This window comes from Leifsonia sp. 10N434, from assembly GCF_056394405.1.
The window spans coordinates 86,428-102,822 of record NZ_JBFTHV010000006.1 but is presented as its reverse complement, the minus strand read 5'-3'; the positions used below and the strand labels follow the sequence as shown (position 1 = coordinate 102,822).

General features: G+C 69.9%; 18 protein-coding genes. 6 read left to right on the top strand and 12 right to left on the bottom strand.

Translation table 11 applies throughout. From position 1 onward, the window contains the following. Window positions 1–2: 2 nt before the first annotated feature. Window positions 3–1,031 (bottom strand): 6-phosphofructokinase, encoded by a 1,029-nt coding sequence (locus AC1DB1_RS15510; RefSeq protein WP_271178112.1) that lies wholly within the window; start codon window positions 1,029–1,031, stop codon window positions 3–5. 77 nt (window positions 1,032–1,108) lie between these two features. Next, window positions 1,109–1,729, bottom strand: a complete 621-nt coding sequence (locus AC1DB1_RS15505; protein ID WP_477201439.1) for a CYTH domain-containing protein — start codon at window positions 1,727–1,729, stop codon at window positions 1,109–1,111. A 75-nt stretch (window positions 1,730–1,804) separates the two neighbouring features. Here AC1DB1_RS15505 and AC1DB1_RS15500 point away from each other — a divergent pair, with 75 nt between their 5' ends. Both AC1DB1_RS15500 and AC1DB1_RS15495 read left to right on the top strand, forming a co-directional pair. Further along, the gene (locus tag AC1DB1_RS15500) at window positions 1,805–2,197 is read left to right on the top strand and encodes a DUF3224 domain-containing protein (protein WP_477201438.1); all 393 of its coding nucleotides are present in this window, start codon (window positions 1,805–1,807) and stop codon (window positions 2,195–2,197) included. A 72-nt stretch (window positions 2,198–2,269) separates the two neighbouring features. Next, window positions 2,270–2,473 (top strand): hypothetical protein, encoded by a 204-nt coding sequence (locus AC1DB1_RS15495; protein WP_271178109.1) that lies wholly within the window; start codon window positions 2,270–2,272, stop codon window positions 2,471–2,473. Window positions 2,474–2,482: 9 nt separating this feature from the next. Here AC1DB1_RS15495 and AC1DB1_RS15490 read toward each other — a convergent pair whose 3' ends face one another. The 5 genes from AC1DB1_RS15490 to AC1DB1_RS15470 form a co-directional block, all read right to left on the bottom strand. Further along, the gene (locus tag AC1DB1_RS15490; RefSeq protein ID WP_477201437.1) at window positions 2,483–4,642 is read right to left on the bottom strand and encodes a DEAD/DEAH box helicase; all 2,160 of its coding nucleotides are present in this window, start codon (window positions 4,640–4,642) and stop codon (window positions 2,483–2,485) included. Window positions 4,643–4,825: 183 nt separating this feature from the next. Then, complete coding sequence (locus AC1DB1_RS15485) at window positions 4,826–5,167, bottom strand: DUF6804 family protein (protein WP_477201436.1); 342 nt, start codon at window positions 5,165–5,167, stop codon at window positions 4,826–4,828. A 132-nt stretch (window positions 5,168–5,299) separates the two neighbouring features. Further along, window positions 5,300–5,725, bottom strand: coding sequence for an RbsD/FucU domain-containing protein (locus AC1DB1_RS15480; RefSeq protein ID WP_271178106.1), 426 nt, complete (start codon window positions 5,723–5,725; stop codon window positions 5,300–5,302). 256 nt (window positions 5,726–5,981) lie between these two features. Then, entirely contained in the window at window positions 5,982–8,201 is a 2,220-nt protein-coding gene (locus tag AC1DB1_RS15475; protein WP_477201435.1) for a heavy metal translocating P-type ATPase, read from the bottom strand. After that, on the bottom strand, window positions 8,198–8,422 hold the full coding sequence (locus AC1DB1_RS15470) for a heavy-metal-associated domain-containing protein (protein ID WP_271178104.1): 225 nt from the start codon (window positions 8,420–8,422) through the stop codon (window positions 8,198–8,200). Before AC1DB1_RS15470 ends, AC1DB1_RS15475 begins: the two co-directional genes overlap by 4 nt. A 60-nt stretch (window positions 8,423–8,482) precedes the next feature. Between AC1DB1_RS15470 and AC1DB1_RS15465 the strand changes: the two genes are divergently transcribed. The 3 genes from AC1DB1_RS15465 to AC1DB1_RS15455 are packed head-to-tail and all read left to right on the top strand — an operon-like array spanning window position 8,483 to window position 10,663. Continuing rightward, on the top strand, window positions 8,483–8,761 hold the full coding sequence (locus AC1DB1_RS15465) for a metal-sensitive transcriptional regulator (RefSeq protein ID WP_271178103.1): 279 nt from the start codon (window positions 8,483–8,485) through the stop codon (window positions 8,759–8,761). Window positions 8,762–8,763: 2 nt separating this feature from the next. Beyond that, on the top strand, window positions 8,764–9,291 hold the full coding sequence (locus AC1DB1_RS15460) for an O-acetyl-ADP-ribose deacetylase (RefSeq protein ID WP_477201434.1): 528 nt from the start codon (window positions 8,764–8,766) through the stop codon (window positions 9,289–9,291). A gap of 4 nt (window positions 9,292–9,295) precedes the next feature. Continuing rightward, window positions 9,296–10,663, top strand: a complete 1,368-nt coding sequence (locus tag AC1DB1_RS15455; protein ID WP_477201433.1) for a M20/M25/M40 family metallo-hydrolase — start codon at window positions 9,296–9,298, stop codon at window positions 10,661–10,663. A gap of 28 nt (window positions 10,664–10,691) precedes the next feature. On the opposite strand, the gene AC1DB1_RS15450 is transcribed toward AC1DB1_RS15455, so the two are convergent. Further along, entirely contained in the window at window positions 10,692–11,270 is a 579-nt protein-coding gene (locus AC1DB1_RS15450; protein ID WP_477201432.1) for a GDSL-type esterase/lipase family protein, read from the bottom strand. 91 nt (window positions 11,271–11,361) lie between these two features. On the opposite strand from AC1DB1_RS15450, the gene AC1DB1_RS15445 reads away from it, so the two are divergent. Then, the gene (locus tag AC1DB1_RS15445; RefSeq protein WP_271178100.1) at window positions 11,362–11,919 is read left to right on the top strand and encodes a P-loop nucleotide/nucleoside kinase family protein; all 558 of its coding nucleotides are present in this window, start codon (window positions 11,362–11,364) and stop codon (window positions 11,917–11,919) included. On the opposite strand, the gene AC1DB1_RS15440 is transcribed toward AC1DB1_RS15445, so the two are convergent. Genes AC1DB1_RS15440 through AC1DB1_RS15425 form a run of 4 tightly spaced genes read right to left on the bottom strand, consistent with a single transcriptional unit; the run spans window position 11,916 to window position 16,319 of the window. After that, window positions 11,916–12,776: an aldehyde dehydrogenase family protein gene (locus AC1DB1_RS15440; RefSeq protein ID WP_271178099.1), complete on the bottom strand. Its 861-nt coding sequence runs from the start codon at window positions 12,774–12,776 to the stop codon at window positions 11,916–11,918. The two genes, AC1DB1_RS15445 and AC1DB1_RS15440, sit on opposite strands and share 4 nt — an antisense overlap. Next, on the bottom strand, window positions 12,773–14,272 hold the full coding sequence (locus AC1DB1_RS15435; RefSeq protein ID WP_477201431.1) for an aldehyde dehydrogenase family protein: 1,500 nt from the start codon (window positions 14,270–14,272) through the stop codon (window positions 12,773–12,775). The genes AC1DB1_RS15440 and AC1DB1_RS15435 overlap by 4 nt, the downstream gene beginning before the upstream one ends. A gap of 14 nt (window positions 14,273–14,286) precedes the next feature. After that, window positions 14,287–15,312, bottom strand: coding sequence for a deoxyribose-phosphate aldolase (gene deoC / locus AC1DB1_RS15430; protein ID WP_271178097.1), 1,026 nt, complete (start codon window positions 15,310–15,312; stop codon window positions 14,287–14,289). Then, window positions 15,309–16,319 (bottom strand): sugar-binding transcriptional regulator, encoded by a 1,011-nt coding sequence (locus AC1DB1_RS15425; RefSeq protein WP_271178096.1) that lies wholly within the window; start codon window positions 16,317–16,319, stop codon window positions 15,309–15,311. Before AC1DB1_RS15425 ends, deoC begins: the two co-directional genes overlap by 4 nt. Between the last annotated feature and the right edge of the window lie 76 nt (window positions 16,320–16,395).

The window sequence follows — 16,395 nt, the reverse complement described above, 5'->3', positions numbered from 1 at the left end:
GATCAGCCGAAGAGCAGTGCAGCCTCGTCGTACCGCGCCTGCGGAACGGTCTTCAGGCCGCCGGTCGCGTCGGCGATCGAGACGTTGACCACGTCCGTGCCACGCAACGACACCATCGAACCCCAGCGGCCCTCGTACACGGCGTCGATCGCGGCCATGCCGAGACGCGTCGCGAGCACCCGGTCGTAGGCGCTCGGCACTCCGCCGCGCTGCATGTGGCCGAGCACGGTCGCCCGCGACTCGATGCCGGTGCGCTCCTCGATCATCGGAGCGAGCATCTCGCCGATGCCGCCCAGGCGCGGCCGGTTGAAGGCGTCGAGGCCCTTGTGCGAGTGCGCCTCCTCCATCGTGTCGAGGTGGAAGCCCTCGGAGACGACGATCACCGGAGCACGCCCGCGGTCGCGCACCGATTCGACCCACTCGACGATCTGCTCGATCGACTGCGGCTGCTCCGGGATCAGGATGGCGTGGGCGCCGCCGGCCATGCCGGAGTGCAGCGCGATCCAGCCGACGTGGCGTCCCATGACCTCGACCACCATGCAGCGCTGGTGCGATTCCGCGGTGGTGCGCAGCCGGTCGATCGCCTCGGTCGCGATCTCGACCGCCGTGTCGAAGCCGAACGAGTAGTCGGTGGCCGCCAGGTCGTTGTCGATGGTCTTCGGCACGCCGACGATCTTGAGACCGGCGTCGGTCAGCCGACGCGCGGCGGTGAGAGTCCCCTCGCCGCCGATGGCGATGATGGCGTCGATACCGTGCTGGTCCATCATGCGCTGGATGTTCTCCGGCCCGCCGTTCTCGCCCTCGAAGGGGTTCGTGCGACTCGACCCGAGAATGGTCCCGCCCTGCCGCGAGAGCCCGCGCACGCTGTGACGGTCGAGCGTCATGATGTCGCCGTCGACGACACCGCGCCAGCCGTAACGGAAACCGGCGAACTCCGAGTCGAACACGCGGTCGCCCTTGAGGACCGCTCCGCGGATGACCGCGTTCAGTCCGGGGCAATCGCCGCCGCTGGTGAGGATGCCGATCTTCATGCTGCTCCCTGGGGTGTTATTCCTACGTGTGAATCATGCCCGACGCCTCGCCCCCAGCACAAAAGCGCCGGATGGCGTCAGAGCCCGAGCGCCCGGGCGAGCTTCGACGAGCTGGCCGAGACGACCGCGCCGGCGTCGAGGAGACGCTGCTCGATCTCGTCGAGAAGAACCGTCCTGCCCTCGCGGGTGTCCGGCGCCCCTCCGAGCAGCTCGACCTCCCACTCTCTCCACTGCCGCACCCCGCCCGTACGTAGATTCTCGCTGGCTACGTGGTCGTCGCAGAGTTCTGCGACGGCGAAGCCGGCGGCATCCTGCAGAATCACGGTGGTGCGCAGATTGGTGACGCGGGCGATCGGCTGAAGGCGTGCATCCCCGATCCTGTCGCGGAGCGTGGCCAGCAGTTCCGCCGGCGGATCGTCGCTGTCACCGGCGCCGAGCGGCCAGTGCAGTTCGGTGCGGCCCTCGTCACCGGGGAGCTTGACGTGCCAGCCCTCGTCGCCGCCTCCATGACGCACCCGCACAGCGATGCGATCGCGCGCGAGGGCGAGGTCGGCGGTGTCGATGTAGACCGCGACGAGCTCCGCCGTCGCCGGGTCGCTCTCGATGGCGACGGCGCCTGCGCCCACCAGACGCGGAGGCACGGCCGAGTCGTCGACGTCGTACTTCCGCTCGATTTCGATCTGGCAGTGGTTCGGCATCCTCCTTGTCTAGCCCAGATCGCCGCTGTCGCGAAATTACAAGACGGGCGCTCCCGGCGCTCCTAGGGTGGGCAGATGACCGAGCACGAGATCATCAACGCCCGCTTCGACGTGACCGGATGGGACCCTGCCGCACTCCCCGGCATCGACGGGGACTGGGCCGGTGCGGTGACCATGCGCAAGACCTACACCGATGCACTGGTCGGCGAGTCTGTGGCGCACTTCGTGTCGTCGGGCACGGAGGAGAGCCGCGGGTACCTGGCGGCGGAGCGCATCACCGGCGAGCTGCCGGACGGACGGCGGGGGTCGTTCACCGTGCATCACGGCGCGCTCCAGCACCCCGGCGACGATTCGGCGTTCGGCTACATCGTGCCGGGGACGGGGACCGGCGACTTCGCCGCGTTCGCCGGCACCGCCAGCATCCTGCACGATGAGAACGGGCCGTACTTCGTCTTCACCATCGGGTGACGCCCAGCCGATGCCCGAGCGGCTCGCCACCGTCTCTCGACCGTGGCTGCCGTCAGGCGTACCCTGGGCTGCATGAGCGAGAGCGACCCTCGCCGCGACGGTGACAGCGACGAGCCTGACGAATTCATCGAGTCGCAGGACGGCGACTACGAACCGGCGCCGCGCATCTTCGACGAAGACGACCTTCCGATCGTCGACGACGAATCGGACGACGAGGTCGTGCCGGACGACGAGCGCCGGGTCCCCCTGGATCCCGACGACGCCGAGATCGCCTGACGCGCCCCGCTAGCCCAGCGCCTCTTCGAGCACGTGGATCAGTGCTGCGAGCTGCACCGAGTCCTCCGACCCGAGCTCGACATCCGAACCGTCGAGCGCGCGGGAGGCCAGGCCCGCCTTGGAGTCGATCAGTTCGGCGATCTTGGCGTCGATGGTCTGCGCCGCGATGATCCGCCACGCCGTGACGGGCTCCTCCTGGCCGATGCGGTGCACGCGGTCGATCGCCTGGGTCTGCTCGGCGGCCGTCCACGACAGCTCGGCGAGCACGACGTTCGACGCCGCCTGCAGGTTGAGGCCGACGCCGGCAGCGGTGAGCGAGCACACGGCCACTGCGACATCCGGATCGTTGTTGAACGCGTCGATCTCTTTCTGACGCGCCAGCGCCGACTGGTCGCCGCGGATCGAGATCGTGCGCAGGTCGCGGGCGGCGAAGGCTTCCTCGGCCGCATCCATCACGTCGATGTGCTTGGCGAAGAACACGACCTTGCCGACGGACCGGGCGAGCTGGGCGGCGTAGTCCGAGGCGAGGTTGGCCTTGGCCTGACCGATCTTGCGCACCATGGTGAACACGTTCTCGCCCGACTTCGCCGACTTCGACTCCTCGAGCTCCGACTGGGCGACCAGCCGGATGAGGTGCCTGCGGTGCGCTTCGTCGTCGCCGTCGAACGAATCCGGGCGGCCGGCGGCGGACGCACGCTCGTACTTGGCCACCAGTCGCGCGGCCAACTCCTTCTCCGCCTGGCGGATGGAGCGGCCGAGGTCGTCGTCGAGCTCCACGGGCAGGTCGACGACCCGCCGGCTCGGCAGGTCGGCCGCGACGTCGATCTTGCGGCGGCGGACGATGCCCATGTCGATGACCGCTTCGCGGGCGGCGGCGTAGAAGCCGAAGTCCGCCGGGGTGAGCTCGGTCTCCTCGAGCCTCTCCATCAACGCCGGCGTCGGTTTGTTGCCGTCGATCCAGCCGAGCAGCTGCCAGATCGCCTTGAAGTCGTCGATGTCGTTGATCAGCGGCGTACCGGTGAGCGCCATCATCAGCGGGTCGCCGTTGGCGCGGATCGCCTCCGCGAGTCCGAGAACGTACTTGGAGCGCTGCGAGTGCAGGTTCTTGATGAAGTGCGCCTCGTCGACGACCATCCCCTTGAAGCCGAGCGTGCTCAGCCAGGCGAGGTGGCGATCGAGCACCTCGTAGTTGACGATGACCACGTCGGCGAAGGCATCCAGGCCCTCCCCGTCGCCGTGGATGACGGTCGCGCGGCGGTGCGGCGTCCAGCGCTCCACCTCACGCGCCCAGTTCATCTTGACGACGTTCGGCACGACGGCCAGCAGCGGGTAGGCGCCGGCGACGGAGGCGGCGAGCACGGACTGCGCCGTCTTGCCGAGGCCGGGCTCGTCGGCGAGCAGGAACGACCGGTGGCCGAGGCGCACGCTCTCGACGAACCGCGCCTGGTGGTGCATCAGCTCGAGTCCGGGAGGCGAGTAGCGGTCGATGGCGGGCGCCGGCGGAAGGTCCATGCTCGCCGCCTGGCCGCCCGAGCCGTACTCGAACGACTTGAACAGCGGGCCGAGCAGTTCCCAGGAGTCGAGCCGGCGGCGTGGCGTCGGTGCCGTCGCCGCGCCGCGCGAGAAGTCCGGCGCGAGGAACGGGTTGGAGAGCTGGCGCGCCCGCACCGACTGCGGGATGACCTGCTTCTCCGCCAGCTCGGGCGGGATGACGCTCTCCTGCTTCGGCGCGATGCGCTCGGTGGTGATGATGAGGTCGTCGGGGCTCAGCTCCGTGCCCGACTCCAGCAGCCAGTCGCGGCGCATCTTCTGCGCGGTGGCGGTGGGCGGCGCCTCGCTCTCGAGCAGGGAGATCAGCGACGTGTCTCTGGCGGCCGTCTTCGCCAGGATCGTCGCGATCCCGTCGAGCCGTTTGAGCTGCTCCGCGCGCGCCGCATCGCTGAGTTCGGTGTCGGTCTTCGCCCGGGCGCGCTCCTCGCGCATCAGGAAGGCGATCACCTGGAACTTGGTGCGGTTGGTGGGTCCGAGCTTCTTGCCGTCGACGGCCTTGGCCTCCACCTCGCGCACCTTGCGCGCGAGCACGGGGATGAGCCCGTCGTTGTTCGCGTGCCGGGCGCGACGCTGCTGCTGCGGGCGCGACGAGGCGGTGCGCTGACCGGAACGAGACATGGTCCTCCAGTGGGTGCGTCGCGCGCCTCGACGGGCGGGACGCCGTGTGGCGTGAGAAATCGGACGCGGCGACCGGACACAGAATCCGGATGCGGAACGCCGACGTGCGCGCCACTTCTGAGGTGACGCACCACCAGTTTACGCGAGGATGAGCGCGCGGGCCACGATCAACACAGGGCGCCGCTAGCGACGCTGGTCGGTCGGCACCTTGACGTTGACGGCGACCGCCACGAACAGCACGGCGCCCGCGAGGTGGAGCACCCGCAGCAGGTCGTCGGGCATGGCGATCGGCCACACCGGATTCCAGACGACGGCGATCGGGATGAGGCCGGCGAACCACCACCACGCCTTGGCCTGTCCGGCGAACACGCAGAGGATCAGCGCGAGGATGCTGACGACGTAGCGCACGTAGAGGTACCAGTCGCTGCCGATCAGAGCGAGACCGGCGACGAGCACGATGGCGCCGAGGATTCCCGGCGCGAGCGCTGTGCGATTGAAGGCCGGCTGTGCGGCGGGACGTGACACGACACCGAAGTCTACGTCAGGCTCCTGGCTGCTCCTGCGTTCGGGCGCAGCGCAGCCGTGAGGCCGGCGCGGTTCTGCTGTACCGCCCCGCCCGGACGAGAGATCGTCGGGCGGGGCGGCATTCGGGAATGGTCAGCAGAAGCCCTTCCGCAGCAGGAACGCGCACGGCGGGGCGTCCGACCCCACACGCACGGTCACAACGGAATGGCGGGCAAGCGCGACGAAGTCGTCGAACTCGAGACGTGTCATCGCGACGCGACGAAGTTCGGCATCAGATGCAATGCCGTTCACCGCGAACGCCACGTCCGGTACATCGTCGAGGGACCCGGTGCAATCGAGGAACATGATCGGTGCCGGGATCTCGTTGTCGAGGGGCAGCACACTGAGGATCGCGTCCGCCGCGGCCTCTGTGGTCACCTCTCCGAGATGTATGACGGGTGAAACAATTTCTTCTTCTGGATAGCCGCTGCCGACAAGGGTAAGCATGTCGCCATCGTGCATGGCATCCAGCGCACTTAAAAGCGCACCAGAAAGCAGCGGGCTGAGGTTCTTCAGCAAAGTCGGGCCTTTCCTGTAAAACGAATATTTCTCAACCCCTATGTGGAGGATAGACCCACCGGTATGTCCTCCCCCACCCCCCGTTGTGGGGTAATCCGCGCGGCACGCCGGGAATCCGCGCGTCCACTGGCATCCCGGACTGCTATGCGCTGTATCCCCGCGCGCGTATATGTCGTCCCGTGACGGCCACCCAGCCCCGGCAGCCGCCCGATCGGAGCCCACTTCGGGCGGCGGCCGGAGCCCGCTCGGAGCCCGATCAGACCGCGCGACGCAGACGCAGGCTGTTGAGCACGACGAAGACGCTGGAGAACGCCATCGCCGCCCCCGCGATCATCGGGTTGAGCAGCCCCAGAGCAGCGATCGGGAGTGCGGCCACGTTGTACGCGAACGCCCAGAACAGGTTGCCGCGGATCACCCGCACCGTCGCGCGCGAGAGGCGGATCGCGTCGGCGACGAGAACCGGGTCGGAGCGCAGGAGGGTGAGATCGCCCGCCTCGATCGCGATGTCGGAGCCGGAGCCGATCGCGATCCCGAGATCGGCCTGCGCGAGAGCGGCGGCGTCGTTCACGCCGTCTCCCACCATTGCGACGATCCGACCCTCTCCCTGAAGCCGCACGACCTCCTCCGCCTTGCCGGCCGGTGTCACCCCGCCGATCGCGTTCCGGATCCCCAGCGGGGCGACCACCGCTCGCACCGTGGCAGCATGGTCGCCACTGAGCACCATCGGCTCGAGGCCGAGTGACCGGATGCGCGAGACGGCGAGCACCGCATCCGGCCGCAGCGGGTCGGAGACGCTGAGAGCAGCCACCACACACCCGTCGACACCGACCAGCACCGCAGTCGCACCGGAGGCACGGATCCCTTCGACGGCAGTGGCGAGGTCCGCGTCGAGCGCCGTGCCGAGCATCCGGAGCACGTCGTCGGGGCGGCCGACGACGACCGCGTGCCCGTCGACCAGGCCGGTGACACCGAACCCGGCGATGGCCCGGAAGTCCGTCACGGCCGGGGCGCTCCCTGGCCCACCGGGCGCGTCCTGCGCCGCACGGGCGACGGCCCGGCCGATCGGATGCTCGGAGCCGCGCTCGACCGCCGCCGCCAGCTGCACGACCCCGGCCGCGTCGGCATCGGCCGCGGTCGCCACCGAGTCCACGCTCATCCGGCCCGTCGTGAGCGTGCCCGTCTTGTCGAAGACGACCGTATCGATGCGTCCGACCCGCTCCAGCACCTCGGGGCCCGTGATCAGGATGCCGAGCTGCGACGCGCGTCCCGTGCCGACGAGCAGCGCCGTCGGGGTCGCCAGCCCCAGCGCGCACGGGCAGGCGACGATGAGCACCGCGATCGACGCGCTCAGCGCCGCCGAGGCGCCGCCGCCCGCGAGCATCCAGATCGCGAACGTCGCAACTGCGAGTCCGATGACGATCGGCACGAAGATGCTCGAGATGCGGTCGGCGAGCCGCTGGATGCCCGCCTTGCCGAGCTGGGCCTGCTCGACGATGGCGCCCATCCTGGCCAGCTGCGTGTCGCGGCCGACCCGGGTTGCGCGCACGACGAGGGAGCCGCCGAGCGCGATCGTCCCGCCGGCCACCGCGTCACCCTGCGCCACCTCGACCGGCACCGACTCTCCCGTCATCGCGCTCGCGTCGACGGCCGCCGTCCCGTCGACCACGGTTCCGTCCGTCGCGATCTTCTCCCCCGGTCGCACCACGAACAGGTCCCCGACCGCCAGCGCCTCGATCGGCACCAGGGTCTCGGCTCCATCGGGTTCGAGCCTCGTCACGTGCTTCGCCCCGGCCTCGAGGAGATCGCGCAGGGCGGCGCCCGCCCGGCGCTTCGACCGCTCCTCGATGAACCGTCCCAGCAGGAGGAACGTCGTCACCCCGGCAGCCACCTCGAAATAGACGGCGCCGGATGCCGCGCCCGGCTCGGCGACCAGGGTGAATGCGTGCCGCATCCCGAGCTCGCCGGCCGTCCCGAACACCAGCGCACCGACGGACCAGAGGGAGGCGGCCGCAGTGCCCAGGGTGACGAGGGTGTCCATCGTCGCGGCGCCGTGCCGCAGATTCACCAGCGTCGAGCGGTGGAACGGCCAGCCGCCCCAGAGCACGACGGGGGTCGCCAGCACGAGCGACACCCACTGCCAGCCCCAGAACTGCCAGGCGGGCACCATCGCAAGCAGCACGATGGGCACGGTCAGGGCGGCGCTCACCAGCAGCCGGATGCGCAACCCGCCGCCGCGTGGGACGGCCGGCGCCGGCGCGTCCGGCTCGATCAGCGTGGCGCCGTAGCCCGCCGTCTCGACCGCGGCGATCAGGGCAGCAGGGTCGAGGTCGGCCGGATACGAGACCCGTGCCCGCTCCATCGCGAGGTTGACGCTCGCGGTGACGCCGTCGAGTCGGCCCAGCTTCTTCTCGACCCTGGCGACGCAGCTCGCACACGTCATCCCCTCGATCGCGAGGTCGAGCTCCGCGACGGTCACAGGAGAGGGAGCAGTCCGGGACGGGCGAGCACGTAGCCCGCCTCCTCGATCGCCGCACGCACGGCGTTCTCGTCGAGGATGGACGCGCTGGCCACGGTCGCGGTGCCGGCAGCGACGTCGACCGCCACCGAGGTGACGCCGTCGATCGCGGAGAGCTCCTCGCTGACGGAACGTGCGCAGTGAGCGCAGGTCATGCCCTGGATGTCGTAGCTGGTTTCCATGTCGCCACCGTATCACGTACCCCATAGGGGTATACGGGATCGGCGGGTTATCCTGGAGGGGTGATCGCAGACATCAAGAAACGCGCCATGCACCGCACGCGCATCCTCGAAGGCCAGCTGAGAGGCCTCGAGAAGATGATCGAGAACGAGGACTACTGCGTCGACATCATCACGCAGTCCCTCGCCATCCAGAAGTCGCTCGGCTCGCTCAACAAGCTGCTCGTCGAGAACCACCTCAAGACGCACGTGTCGGAGATGTTCGAGGAGGGCGGCAGCCAGCGCGACGACGCGATCCTCGAACTGCTCAAGGTGTACGAGCTCTCGAACAACCGGGGCTGATGATGAGCGACCCCATCGAGATCGTCCGCGGCGACATCACCGAGCAGCACGTCGACGCGATCGTCAACGCGGCCAACAGCTCCCTGCTGGGCGGTGGCGGCGTCGACGGCGCCATCCACCGCCGCAGCGGACCCGCGATCCTCGACGCCTGCCGCGAGTTGCGTGCGACGACGCTTCCCGACGGTCTGCCGACGGGACAGGCCGTCGCGACCACCGCGGGCGACCTGCCGGCCGAGTGGGTCATCCACACCGTCGGCCCTGTCTGGTCGTCGACCGAGGACCGCACCGAGCTGCTCCAGAACGCCTACCGCTCGTCGCTGCGGGTCGCCCGCGAGCTCGGCGTCACGACCGTGGCGTTCCCCGCGATCTCCGCCGGCGTCTACGGGTGGCCGATGGACGACGCCGCTCGCGTGGCGGTCAGCACCGTGCGCGCCGTACTCGCGGCATCGATCGGTCCCGTCGAGACCGTGCGATTCGTCCTGTTCTCCGACGAGGCGTACGCGGCGTTCCGTTCGGCTGCCGGAGAATAGCCGGGTGCCGATCCCTCCCTCCTCCGCCGCGATCGACGACGACGCGGCCCTCGAACGCTTCCGCTCGCTGCTGCGCGTGCCGACCATGTCGCGCAACGATGTCGACTCCACCGACTGGGAGAGCTTCGACCGCTTCATCGCGCTCCTGCCCGAGCTCTACCCCGCGTTGCACGCCACGCTCGAGCGCGAGCTGCACGGCCGTTCGATGCTCTACCGCTGGGCCGGCCGCTCCCCGGGCGCACCGACGGTGCTCATGGCGCACTACGACGTCGTCCCCGCGACCGATGACGGCTGGGAGCATCCCCCGTTCGCGGCCGATCTCACCGGTGACCTCCACGACGGCGTCGACGGCCGGGTTCTCTGGGGACGCGGCACGCTCGACGACAAGGGAGCCCTCGCGGCCGTGCTGGAGGCGGTCGACGGCCTGGTCGCCGAGGGATTCACTCCGGAGCACGACGTGTACCTGAGCTTCGGCCACGACGAGGAGACGGTCGGCTCCGGCGCGCGGGCCATCGTCGCCGCGCTGCGCGAGCGCGGCGTGCGACCCGCCCTGGTCGTCGACGAGGGCGGCGCGGTGGTCGAGGGCATCTTCCCCGGTGTCGCGAAGCCGATCGCCGTCGTCGGTGTCAGCGAGAAGGGCATCACGAGCATCCGGATGAGCGTCGAGCAGAACGGCGGCCACGCCTCGACGCCGCCGAAGCTCACGGCCACCGTGCGGCTCGCCCGCGCGATCACCCGGCTCAACGCCCGGCCGTTCCCCGCCCGTCTCAGCGAGACCAACCTGCAGATGGTCGAAACGCTCGGCGCGCACGCGACCGGCCCGCTGCGCGCGGTGTTCACCCGCGCCCGCCGGCTGAAGCCGGCACTCGTCGCGGTGCTGGGCCGGGTCAGCGACGAGACGCGTGCGATCGTGCGCACGACCACCGCCGTGACCCAGCTCAGCGGCAGCCTCGCGGCGAACGCGCTCCCCGAGCGCGCGGAGGCGATCGTCAACGTGCGCATCGCGGTCGGCTCCTCCGTGGCCGAGACGATCCGCCACATCCGCCGCGCCGTGCGCGATCCCCTGGTGTCGATCGAGGCGATCGACCCGAGCGAACCGTCGCCGGTGTCACCCACGACCGGACCGGAGTGGTCGGCGGTGGCCGCGGGCATCGGCTCCGCGCATCCGGATGCCGTTGTCACGCCGTACGTGATGCTCGGCGCCAGCGACAGCCGGCACTTCACCGCGATCTGCGACGCGGTCTACCGCTTCACTCCGTTCGAGATGAGCGGGGACGAGCGGGGAACGCTGCACGCCCGCAACGAGCGGATGCACGTGCGCACCTGGCTGCGCGGGATCGGCTTCTACGCCGCCCTGCTGCGTCAGCGCTAGGCGCGGGCTCTCCGCAGTCGCGCTCCGACTAGTAGGTGCCCCCGAGGTCGGGGAGCTGGATCGCACGGCTGCTCGGCGGCAGCTCCCTGGCGCGTTCCAGTCCGGGGATCAGCTCATCGAGCCACGCCTTGTAGCCGTCGACGTTGAGGTGCAGGCGATCGTCGCTGAAGCGCGGGTTGAGTTCGCCGTCGTCGAGCGCGAGCGCCGGCCAGAGGTCGAGCCACTGCGCGTGCACGGTCGGCGCGAACTGCCAGAGGTGGCGGTTGATGTCGCGGATCTGGTCGGCGAACTCGTGCCCGCGCGGCAGTACCGACTGCACCAGGATGTGCGCCTCCGGCAGCTCCCGGCGCAGCGTCACCAGGATGGTCTCGATGTTGCGCACGACGTGCTCGACCGACCGCCGCCAGGCGAGGTCGTTCGTTCCGATCAACAGCGCCACGAGCGTCGGACGCGCGTTGATCACATCCCACAGCCGCGCGATCACGTCATCGGTGGTGTCGCCGCCGACTCCGAAGTTGTAGATGGTCTCATCCGGTAGCCACGCCTGCCAGTCCCCGCCTTGAATGAGACTGTCACCGACGAGGGCCGTCGGTCCATGATCCGACATCGCACCTCCATTCGTCTGTCCCCCCATCCTCCCCCGCGAGAAGGGGACGCGCCAGTCGTTCCCAGCTGCCGTGCACTTCTAGACTGCGGGAATGGCAACACTCGCTCTGATCAACGGCGCTCCGTCGGCAGGCAAGTCGACCATCGCCGAACGGTACGCCGAGGAGCATCCGCTCGCGCTGGTGCTCGACATCGACGTGGTGCGCGGACTGCTCGGGCACTGGCGCGGCTCCCCCACCGAGGCCGGGCTGCACGCCCGCGATCTCGCGATCGGGATGGCGCGCACGCACCTGCTCGCCGGGCACGACGTGGTGGTCCCCCAGCTTCTCGCCCGAATCGACTTCATCGAACGACTGGAGGCGCTCAGCCTCGAGGTGGGCTGCCCGTTCGTCGAGGTCGTGCTGCTGACCGGCCCCGACGAGGCCGAGCGCCGGTTCGAACGCCGCTCGGCCGCGCCGACCGACGACCGGCACCGCGATGCGAGCGCGCTGCAGAGCACGCCCGGCACCCCGAGCATCCGCGAATACTACGAGCGGATGCTCGGGGTGGTGGACCAGCGGCCCGGCACGGTGCGCATCGACGCCGCGGACGGCGATGTCGACGGCACCTACCGCGCGTTCCTGGCCGCGATGGACGCGGCGACCCGCTAGATCAGCGACTTGGTGTGCCAGACCGTCTTGGTCTCGGTGAAGAACGCGATCCGGTCGAGCGACGGCGCCGCGGCATCCGGGCCGTTCTCGGGCTGAAGCACGCGCTTGAGCGTGTCCGCGGCGGCGATCTGCAGATCGACCCACTCGAGGTCGCCCGCGCCGACGAGGTCGAGCGCATTGACGTCGGCGTGCGAGGCGAGCCACGGCGCGATCTCCGCCGGTGAGCCGGTGAGGATGTTGACGACACCGCCGGGGACATCGCTGGTGGCGAGAACCTCGCTCAGGCTGACCGCCGAGAGCGGGAACCGTTCGCTGGCGACCACGACGACCGTGTTGCCGGCGACCAGGGCGGGCGCCACCGCGCTGACGAATCCGAGGAGGCTGTCGCGCTGGGGAGCGATGACGGCCACCACACCCGTCGGCTCGGGCACCGAGATGTTGAAGTACGGTCCGGCCACCGGGTTCGCGTTGCCCGCGACCTGGGCGAACTTGTCGGCCCAGCCGGCGTACCAGACCCAGCGGTCGATCGCCTCGTCGACCTGCGCACCGGCCGCCGCGACGGAGACGCCTTCTGCCTGCACGATCTCGTCGACGAACTGCGCACGGCGGCCCTCGAGCAGCTCCGCGATGCGGTAGAGCACCTGCCCGCGGTTGTACGCCGTCGCTCCGGCCCACCCGCTGAGCGCCGACCGTGCGGCGACGACCGCGTCGCGGGCGTCCTTGCGGGAGGCCTTCGCCGCGTTGGCGAGGAAGGCGCCCTTCGCCGACACGACCTCGTAGGTACGACCCGACTCGCTGCGCGGGAACTTGCCGCCGATGTACAGCTTGTAGGTCTTCGGCACGGTCAGGCGGCTCATTTCTTTGCTCCCTTGCGGGTCGTGGTGGTGGGTGCGCCGGCCAGCGAGGCCTGAGCCGTGCGTCCGGGCTTCAGGTACGCCGCCAGCCCGTGCACGCCGCCTTCGCGGCCGTAGCCCGACTCCTTGTAACCGCCGAACGGGCTGGCCGGGTCGAAGCGGTTGAAGGTGTTGGCCCACACGACGCCGGCCCGCAGCTTGTCGGCCACGGCGAGGATGCGGCTGCCCTTGTCGCTCCAGATGCCGGCCGACAGACCGTAGGGCGTGTTGTTCGCCTTCGCGATGGCCTCGGCCGGGGTGCGGAAGGTCAGGACCGACAGCACGGGGCCGAAGATCTCCTCGCGGGCGATGCGGTCACTGGTCGACACGTTGTCGAAGATGGTCGGCGCGAACCAGAAGCCGCGCTCCGGGATCTCGCACTCGGGGCTCCAGCGGTCGGCGCCCTCGGCCTCGCCGATGTCCGAGAGCTCGCGGATGCGCTGCAGCTGCTCGGCGCTGTTGATCGCGCCGATGTCGGTGTTCTTGTCGAGCGGGTCGCCGAGGCGCAGCGTCGAGAGCCGCGTCTTGAGGCGGTCGACGACCTCCTCGTGGATCGACTCCTGCACGAGCAGCCGGCTGCCGGCGCAGCACACGTGACCCTGGTTGAAGAAGATGCCGTTGACGATGCCCTCGATGGCCTGATCGATCGGCGCGTCGTCGAACACGATGTTCGCCGCCTTGCCGCCGAGCTCGAGCGTGAGCTTCTTGTCGGTGCCGGCGACCGAGCGCGCGATCTCGCGGCCGACCGCCGTCGATCCCGTGAAGGCGACCTTGTTGACATCCGGGTGGTTCACCAGGTCGCGACCCGTCTCACCTGCGCCGGTGACGATGTTCACGACGCCGGCGGGGAGGTCGGCCTGCTGCACGATCTCCGCGAAGAGCAGCGCCGTCAGCGGGGTGGTCTCTGCCGGCTTCAGCACGACCGTGTTGCCGGCCGCGAGCGCGGGGGCGATCTTCCAGGCGAGCATCAGCAGCGGGAAGTTCCACGGGATTACCTGGGCGGCGACGCCGAGCGCGCGCGGCGCCGGACCCATACCGGCGTGGTCGAGCTTGTCGGCCCATCCGGCGTAGTAGAAGAACCAGGCGGCGACCAGGGGGACGTCGACGTCGCGGCTCTCCTTGATCGGCTTGCCGTTGTCGAGGCTCTCGGCCACCGCGAGCTCGCGTGCGCGCTCCTGGACGAGACGGGCGATGCGGAACAGGTACTTGCCGCGGTCGCTTCCGCTCATCCGCGACCAGACGCGGTCGTACGACCGGCGGGCGGCCGCGACGGCGGTGTCGATGTCGGCGGCGTTCGCGGTGGCGATCGTGGCGATGCGCTCCTCGCTGGCCGGCGAGATGGTCTGGAACGGGGTGCCGTTGCCGTCGACGAACTCGCCGTCGATGAAGAGGCCGTACTGGTCGCGCAGGTTCAGGATCGACCGGGACTCGGGCGCTGGTGCGTATTCGAGGAAACTCATGATTCTGCCTTCGTTCAGTCGATCGTGACGTAGTCTGCGCCGGAGTAGTGCCCGGTCGCCAGCTTCTGGCGCTGCAGCAGCACATCGTTCAGCAGGCTCGAGGCGCCGAACCGGAAGAGGTGCGGCTGCAGCCAGTGCTCGCCCGCCACCTCGGCGACGGTCACGAGGTACTTGATGGCGTCTTTCGACGAGCGGATGCCGCCGGCCGGCTTGACGCCGATGTACTCGCCGGTGAGGGCGTGCCAGTCGCGCACGACCTCGAGCATGCTCAGCGTCACCGGGAGCGTCGCAGCCGGCGAGACCTTGCCTGTCGACGTCTTGATGAAGTCGCCGCCCGCGAGGATCGAGAGCCAGGATGCCCGGCGCACGTTGTCGTACGTGTTCAGCTCCCCGGTCTCAAGGATCACCTTGAGGTGCGCGTAGGAGCCGTCGGCACGGCGGCACGCCTCCTTGACCGCGACGATCTCGTCGAAGACGAGTCCGTACCGGCCGGAGAGGAACGCGCCGCGGTCGATCACCATGTCGATCTCGTCGGCGCCGGCCGCGACCGCGTCCGCCGTGTCGGCCAGCTTGACGGCCAGCGAGGCCCGCCCGCTCGGGAACGCGGTCGCGACGGCCGCGACGGCGATGCCGCCCGGGGTCTTCGCCGCGTGGGCGGCGCCGAGGGCCTCGACCGCGTACGGCACCATGTCGCCGTAGACGCACACCGCCGCCGGCCGCGGGGTCGACGGGTCGCCGGCATCCGGGGTGAGGGCCTTGGCCACGAGCGAACGCACCTTGCCGGGGGTGTCCGCACCCTCGAGGGTGGTCAGGTCGATCAGGCTGATGATCGTGTCGAGCGCCCAGGCCTTGCTGGTCGTCTTGATCGAGCGCGTGCCGAGCCCGGCCGCGCGCTGCTCCAGGCCGACGGCGTCGACTCCGGGGATGCCGTTGAGGTAGCGGCGCAGGCTGGCTTCCGTGAGGTCGCCCCCCAGCACATCCACTGCCCTGGCCGCCGGTGCGAGGGTTCGCACGGGCGGGGTCGTCGTTTCGATGGTCACGACACTCCTTCGTTCTGTCGGCTGAGCTGCTCGAGGTCCGGCAGCTCCGTGGTCTGCTGCTCGGTGCGCCCGAGAAGATGGTTTGCGGTCGCCTCGTCGGTGATGAGAGCGGTGCACAGGCCGCTTGACACCACGGCGTGCGCGACACGGTGCTTGGTCTGGCCGGCGATGACGGCGATGCTCGTGCGCGCCGCGCGGAGCTCATCGAGGGAGATGCCGAGCGTGCGGTTGTTCAGCTCCTCGTCGGCGACCTGGCCGTCTTCGGTGATGAAGCGGCCGACCACGTCGCCGACCGCGCCCTTCTCGGCGAGCGAGCGCACGTCATCCGGGGTGAGGTAGCCGCTGTCGACGTGCACGGAGCTCGTGTCGACGACGCCGGCGCTGAAGAGGTACGCGGACGCGTTGCGGGCGAGTTCGAGCACGCTCTGCACCGAGCGGTCGGCCTCGATGGCGCGCCGGGTGGCGGCCTGCTCGAAGATCGCCGGGCTGGGCAGCAGGGTCGCGGTGCCCTGCGCCTTGCGCGCGATCACCACGGCGGTGTCGGCGGCGGCGGTGGCCTGACGTGTGCTCGAGACACTGCCGTTGATCTGCACGGGGTTGACGCCGACCGCCCACCCGGGGCGCAGGCGCGCGGCGACGGCGTGCAGGGTGCGGCCCCAGCTGACGCCGAGCGTCCGCGGTACGGGACGGAGCGTGGTGAGGTAGTCGGCGGCCGCCTGAGCGACCCGGGCCTGCACATCGGAATCGGAGTCGATCGACGGCACCACCACCGCGTCGGTGAGGTCGTAGAAGCCGCACAGCTCGCGCTCGAGCGAGAACCGGCGGGCACTCGGGTGCACGATCTCGATGCGCACGAAGCCATGCTCACGTGCGGCGACGAGGAGCCGCCCGACCTTCCATCTGCTCACGCTGAGTGCGAGACCGATCTCGTCTTGCGTCTTGCCGGCCTCGTAGTAGAGCTCCGCGGCTTTGACGGCGAGGATCTCGTCGTTGTCATTCAGGGCCACGCTTCCAGCTTAGGAAGGCTCGCGCGCCTGAGCAACGCGCGCGCACCTGTTGCTCATATGAGCAGGCCGGCTTTCC

Coding starts and splice junctions, on each gene's coding strand:
- AC1DB1_RS15510 (WP_271178112.1), bottom strand. CDS start 1,031: ATGAAGATCGGCATCCTCACCAGCGGCGGCGATTGCCCCGGACTGAAC.
- AC1DB1_RS15505 (WP_477201439.1), bottom strand. CDS start 1,729: ATGCCGAACCACTGCCAGATCGAAATCGAGCGGAAGTACGACGTCGAC.
- AC1DB1_RS15500 (WP_477201438.1), top strand. CDS start 1,805: ATGACCGAGCACGAGATCATCAACGCCCGCTTCGACGTGACCGGATGG.
- AC1DB1_RS15495 (WP_271178109.1), top strand. CDS start 2,270: ATGAGCGAGAGCGACCCTCGCCGCGACGGTGACAGCGACGAGCCTGAC.
- AC1DB1_RS15490 (WP_477201437.1), bottom strand. CDS start 4,642: ATGTCTCGTTCCGGTCAGCGCACCGCCTCGTCGCGCCCGCAGCAGCAG.
- AC1DB1_RS15470 (WP_271178104.1), bottom strand. CDS start 8,422: ATGGAAACCAGCTACGACATCCAGGGCATGACCTGCGCTCACTGCGCA.
- AC1DB1_RS15460 (WP_477201434.1), top strand. CDS start 8,764: ATGAGCGACCCCATCGAGATCGTCCGCGGCGACATCACCGAGCAGCAC.
- AC1DB1_RS15450 (WP_477201432.1), bottom strand. CDS start 11,270: ATGTCGGATCATGGACCGACGGCCCTCGTCGGTGACAGTCTCATTCAA.
- AC1DB1_RS15445 (WP_271178100.1), top strand. CDS start 11,362: ATGGCAACACTCGCTCTGATCAACGGCGCTCCGTCGGCAGGCAAGTCG.
- AC1DB1_RS15440 (WP_271178099.1), bottom strand. CDS start 12,776: ATGAGCCGCCTGACCGTGCCGAAGACCTACAAGCTGTACATCGGCGGC.
- AC1DB1_RS15435 (WP_477201431.1), bottom strand. CDS start 14,272: ATGAGTTTCCTCGAATACGCACCAGCGCCCGAGTCCCGGTCGATCCTG.